We start from the raw sequence: 5,850 nt of genomic DNA on the forward strand, positions 1-5,850 counted from the left end.
TAAGCCTCGAGACTGCTTTTGATGGTCTGCATTTTGTGGGTATAGACAATTATGATGCCATGTATGACATGACTCGGCATATGATAGAGAAACACGGTGCGAAGAAGGTGTGGTATCTTGCCGGACCGAAGGACAACTATGAGGCTCAGGAGAGATGCCGGGCATTCAGGGACTGTATGGATGAATATGGCCTGACTGTGGATGATGAGGATGTCCTGTTTGGAGATTTTGGTTTCAATGACGGTGTGACGGGATTCGAGGAGCTGCTCAGAGCACATGGACATACGTGTATAAAACACGAGAAGGACGGACCGGATTACGGCGGCCCTGCGGAGGTGTACGGTGAGATAACCAGTGGCAGCTTTGCGGATTCTGCTCCGAATGCCGAGGCTTCGAATAATGAGGAGATGGACGATAGAAGGCTGGAAGAACGGGAGATAGTGAAGAAGATCCTTCCGGATGCAATAATCTGTGCAAATGACAACCTGGCTGTGGGTGTATGCAACAGAGCTGAAGCACTTGGACTTTCAGTGCCAAAGGATTTTAAGGTTACAGGATTCGACAACTTTGATAAAGCAGCGTACTATACGCCGCGCATAACAACGGTGAGCAGGATCCGTGAGAAGATCGGAGCTGCGGCTGCAGAGATCATGCTGAATATCTGGGCGGGAAACAATCCGGATACCAGCTCTTATATAGATTATAATTGTATATTTACGGAGAGCTGTGGCTGTGGCACGGATGCTATGCTGAACGGCAGACAGTACCTGAAGAATTATATAATGGGAGTTGTGGAACGCGAGGAGATAGATGAGAGCACACTTGACTTCACGCATTTGCTCAGCAAATGTGGTGATTACAGTGGCCTTTATCCATGTGTACAGACGGCATATTCACAGGCAGAGTGTAAGAAATGCGTTATGGTTGTCGACAGATCCCTTGTGGAGATGGGGGAAGCTGGCCCGACTCTCTCAGCAGCATACGATGAGGATGTATTTGCTGTGAAAGGCTATCCTCAGAGAATGCAGATCGTGTACAGGCAGGGCATAGCTGATGACGGTGACGATACATACCATAGTATGTTTCCTCTTCTGGATGATGAGGCAGGCGGCAATATATTTTTATTTGCGCCATTTCATTTTGGAGAAAAGGCAGTTGGGTTCTGCTGTGTCGAAAATGGATATTACCTCATGGATAAGCAGCTTTGGTCAACTGTAATGAGCGAAGTGAATGTAGCCATGATAAACCTGTTCAACAAATGGAGGCTAGAGCAGATCAATCAGGAGCTTACGGCGATATCCATAAAGGATCCACTTACCCAGATATACAACAGGGAAGGTATGAGACAGATCGCCGCAAGGGCATTTGACAAGGCTGCGGGTCAGGGCAGGGCACTTCTCATAATGTTTGCCGATATGGACAAGCTCAAATATATAAATGACACTTATGGTCACGAGTACGGAGACAAAGCCATAAGGAGTGCCGCAAGAGCCATAGCAGGTGGAGGCGGAATAAGCAGTATTCCGGTTCGATACGGCGGAGATGAATTTGTATCCATATCTATATATGATGAGACGGAATCTCCTGAGGAAAGAAAGACGGCGATCCTTGAGAAAGCCAGGGAGATAGCTGCACAGGAGAAGCTTCCATTTGCCCTGGAGTTTAGTATAGGTTATGTTATAACAGCCCCGGATGGTGATAAAACCCTTGAGGAGTATGTGAGGGAAGCGGATCACAGCATGTATCAGGAGAAGATACAGAGAAGGGTAAGCAGATAATAATAAAAAATTATCAAAAAATGGAGAATCAGGTTTTATGTGCTGATTCTCTATTTTCATTTAGTATGTTATAATTAACTGTCATGATCCAATTCGCCGCTCGCCAATCATGCAAGCATGTTGGCTCACTTGCGCTCATTATATCATATCGCCTGTCGGCTCAATGAGGACATTCGCATTATGACGTCTTGCGCAAGCGCATCCGTCGCAATGCTCATTATATCATGTGGACACAACGTGGATTATTTATATTAGATACTTAGGATCAAAAGGAGGATATACAATGCTTAAGAATGTAACAGACACAGTATTTTATGTGGGTGTGGATGACAAGGACATAGACCTGTTCGAGAATCAGTACATCGTGCCAAACGGAATAGCGTACAACTCATATGTCATCATGGACGAGAAGATCGCTATCATGGACATGGTGGATGCAAAGTGTGCAGACCAGTGGTTTGCAAATGTGGCAGAGGTGCTTGGCGACAGAAAGCCGGATTATCTCATCATATCCCATCTTGAGCCGGATCATTCCGCCAATCTTGGTGATGTGCTTGCGAAGTATCCGGATATCAAGATCGTATCAAATGCCAAGCTTTTCGGAATGCTTCCAAATTTCTTCGAGGTTCCTGTGGCTGACAGAAGCGTGACAGTTGCGGAGGGACAGACACTCTCACTTGGAAGCCATACGCTCCAGTTCTTCATGGCTCCTATGGTCCACTGGCCTGAGGTTATGGTCACATATGAACAGAGAGAGAAGATACTCTTCTCAGCGGATGCATTTGGCAAGTTCGGCACTCTGGATACCGACGAGGACTGGGCATGCGAGGCGAGAAGATATTACTTCAATATAGTAGGAAAGTATGGAATGCCTGCACAGGCACTTCTGAAGAAGGCAGCAGGACTGGATATCCAGAAGATATGTGCACTCCACGGACCAATCCTCACAGAGAATCTTGAATATTACATAGGCAAATATCAGCTGTGGTCAACATACACACCTGAGGATGAGGGAATCTTCATCGCATACTGCAGTCTCCATGGCAACACAGAGAAGGCTGCAAAGAAACTGGCGGAGATACTTGAGGCGAAGGGTGCTCCAAAGGTTGCGATATCAGACCTCTCAAGAGATGACATGGCAGAGTGTATAGAGGATGCATTCAGATACGACAGACTGGTTCTGGCAGCCCCAACATATGATGGTGGTGTGATGCCTGTCATGGCGGATTTCATCAACCACCTGAAGATGAAGGCGTACCAGAAGAGAAAAGTGGCATTCATTGAGAATGGTTCGTGGGCTCCAATGGCAGCCAAGCTCATGAAGGAACAGATGTCAGCGATGAAGGATATAGAGATTGTGGACGAGCACGTGACCATAAGGTCTGCGTTCAAGCAGTCGGATGTGGCAGCACTCGAGGCGCTGGCTGGAAAACTGTTATAAGAGATAAGGATAATAAACATAAAGTAAGTCTGAAACCGACTTACATACGTAGTTATTATTCATCTAACAGGTGAGTTGCTACAATAAAGTTGTTACACAGAGTTGCTATACATATCGTGAGCAGGGAATTTGAGCCCGCCGGTCCTTAGGTGGCGCTGTGAGGCGGCACATTAGTACCGCTGCAGGGCGAAATAAGCGGAAGCGACCCAGCGAATGATATGTATAGCAGCTCTGTGTTCAAAGATAGAATTGGCAACTCACCGTCCTATCAATAATGTAAGGAAGGTGTAAGACATGGCTAAGTCCATGGTTTCCGGTAAGCCCCTCAGTCTGATGCTGCAGTTTGCCACCCCGCTCTTGCTCGGCAATCTGCTCCAGCAGACGTACAATATAATAGATGCGGCTATTGTGGGGCAGATACTGGGAGATAAGGCTCTGGCGGGAGTTGGAGCAAGCAGCAGTATACAGTTTCTGGTTCTGGGATTCTGTATGGGCTGTTGCACAGGATTTGGTGTTCCTGTTGCAAAGTTTTTTGGTGCAAATAATCTGCACAAGATGAGAAAGTATATATTTAACGGCGCGGTGCTGACGGGCATCATAGCGTTGATAGTCACGATTGTATGTTCGGTGTGCTGTAATCAGATACTTCATCTGCTTTCGGTTCCGCAGGATATATATGACAAGGCATATGCTTATCTTATAGTTATATTCCTGGGAATTCCGTTCACACTCATGTACAACTATCTGTCAAGTGTGCTCAGGTCTCTGGGAGACAGCAGAACGCCGTTCATGTTTCTGGCGTTCTCGGCAATACTCAACATATTCCTTGACCTGTTCTGTATAGTTGTCCTCAAATGGGACTGCGCCGGTGCGGCTATAGCAACCATCACGGCACAGGCGGTGAGTGGAATATTGTGTCTTGTATATATCTTCAAGAAGGTTCAGATCATGCATCTTGAGGCGGAGGACAGGGAGATAGAGGGATCTGCAGTGAAGGAACTTCTCGTCATGGGAATTCCGACAGGCCTGCAGTTTTCCATAACTGCCATAGGAAGTATGGTCATGCAGTCTGCAAATAACAAGCTGGGAAGTGTGTATGTGTCAGGCTTCACAGCCGGTATGAGGATAAAGCAGTTCACTATGTGTCCATTTGATGCATTTGCAACGGCGGCATCTGTGTTCTGCAGCCAGAACCTTGGCGCCGGACAGGCAAAGCGTATAAAGCAGGGCTTGTGGCAGGCGATTGCTGTTGCAGTTGAATACGGTATAGTCGCAGGACTTGTGATGATAATATTTGGAAGACCGCTCTCCATGATATTTGTCAAGAAGAGCGCAGTGGATGTGCTTGACGCATCTGCCAAGTATCTCAGATGTATGGGCTGCTTCTACTGGAGCCTTGGAATACTGAATGTTGCACGAATGGTGACACAGGGCCTGGGATATTCCGGCCGTGCCATATTCTCCGGCGTCACGGAGATGCTGGCAAGGATCATAGTCAGCCTTGGATTTGCCGGAACATTTGGATTCACGGCCATCTGTTTTGCTGACCAGACGGCGTGGGTCACAGCGACCGTTTACATATTGCCGACATGTCTCTACTGCGTGAAGAAGTCCACGGCGAAGATTGCTGCGGGAACGGTGTGATATGGAAAAGATAAAAATGCGTATAAATAACCGAGACTGTTGTCTGAGGATTCATACGCATTTTATAGTTGTGACATATTCGGGTTATATTACTTTTCCTTGCTGTCATCAAGCAGCTTGGGAGTGTTGGAGTTTAATGGGGATAGTATGCTGCGCCCTATCTGCTTTTCAAGGGATTCACGTGCATTTCTGGCAATATTGCCACCTTGGATGGTAGCATCTGTGGCCTCGGTTATACCTTGAGGATTAGTTGCCTTTGATATCTCTGTTGTTGATATCTCTGCAAGAGCATTCAGGACAAGCTCTGTGTTAGTCATATTGTCTCTGAGATTTTCTTTTTTCAGTCCCTTAAACTTTTTATATTCTTTCACTGTCTTTCCTGACCATGCGGCAGTAAGTATGTTTGTAAGAGAAGCATACTGTCTGGAATCGGTAATGCCGGCACGTCTCCACTCATTGGTCATATCTTTGCGAATCTCTATCCCACGCATACGCTGGGCTATCCATTCTTCAGAATATCCTTTGTTGCGGTATGATTCTATAGCACGATCTATAGCAATCTGAGGATCAACTTCCTCGTCCAGACGTTGTTTGCCTACCATTGCCAGCCATTGCTTGAATGGCTCAGCCTTTTTTGACGGAATGGACTGGATAATTCTCAATAGCCCATGTGTGTTGGTTGCTTGGATTTTACGCATTTTACCATCAGCGGCTATCATTTGAATAGGGGTACAAATTGTACCCCAGTTAGCTGATAATTCTGGGTCGCGGGATCGTAACTTTTTTACATATTGTTTTGGGTCGGAACTATCGGTCAAAACGTCAATTACATCAATTATGGAAAAATACCATTCCTCCTCCTGTGAGTGCCATACTTTTCTGACTTTATCATCATATATAAATTCAAGTTCCTGTTCGCTTAACTCTGGTATATCTGATACCTCAACAGGAACAGTCGAGGAAGTATTCTCATCATATACATAAAAA

4 protein-coding genes are annotated in these 5,850 nt (G+C 46.1%); 3 read left to right on the forward strand and 1 reads right to left on the reverse strand.

Annotated elements, in window-relative coordinates:
• The 3 genes from CCU_RS09995 to CCU_RS10005 form a co-directional block, all read left to right on the forward strand.
• The coding region (locus CCU_RS09995) for a diguanylate cyclase (RefSeq protein WP_208896157.1) at positions 1-1,778 on the forward strand (1,778 nt) is incomplete at its 5' end.
• A 283-nt stretch (positions 1,779-2,061) separates the two neighbouring features.
• Positions 2,062-3,219: an FprA family A-type flavoprotein gene (locus tag CCU_RS10000; protein ID WP_015534555.1), complete on the forward strand. Its 1,158-nt coding sequence runs from the start codon at positions 2,062-2,064 to the stop codon at positions 3,217-3,219.
• A 294-nt stretch (positions 3,220-3,513) separates the two neighbouring features.
• Positions 3,514-4,863, forward strand: coding sequence for an MATE family efflux transporter (locus CCU_RS10005; protein ID WP_015534556.1), 1,350 nt, complete (start codon positions 3,514-3,516; stop codon positions 4,861-4,863).
• Positions 4,864-4,952: 89 nt separating this feature from the next.
• On the opposite strand, the gene CCU_RS10010 is transcribed toward CCU_RS10005, so the two are convergent.
• Positions 4,953-5,850: BRO-N domain-containing protein (locus tag CCU_RS10010; protein WP_330369875.1), on the reverse strand; the 898-nt coding region annotated here is incomplete at its 5' end.

Source organism: Coprococcus sp. ART55/1 (assembly GCF_000210595.1).
GTDB classification, from domain to species: Bacteria; Bacillota; Clostridia; order Lachnospirales; family Lachnospiraceae; genus Coprococcus; species Coprococcus aceti.

Bases quoted from the DNA above. Each gene is read 5' to 3' on its own strand.
- CCU_RS10000 (WP_015534555.1), top strand. From the start codon at position 2,062: ATGCTTAAGAATGTAACAGACACAGTATTTTATGTGGGTGTGGATGAC.
- CCU_RS10005 (WP_015534556.1), top strand. From the start codon at position 3,514: ATGGCTAAGTCCATGGTTTCCGGTAAGCCCCTCAGTCTGATGCTGCAG.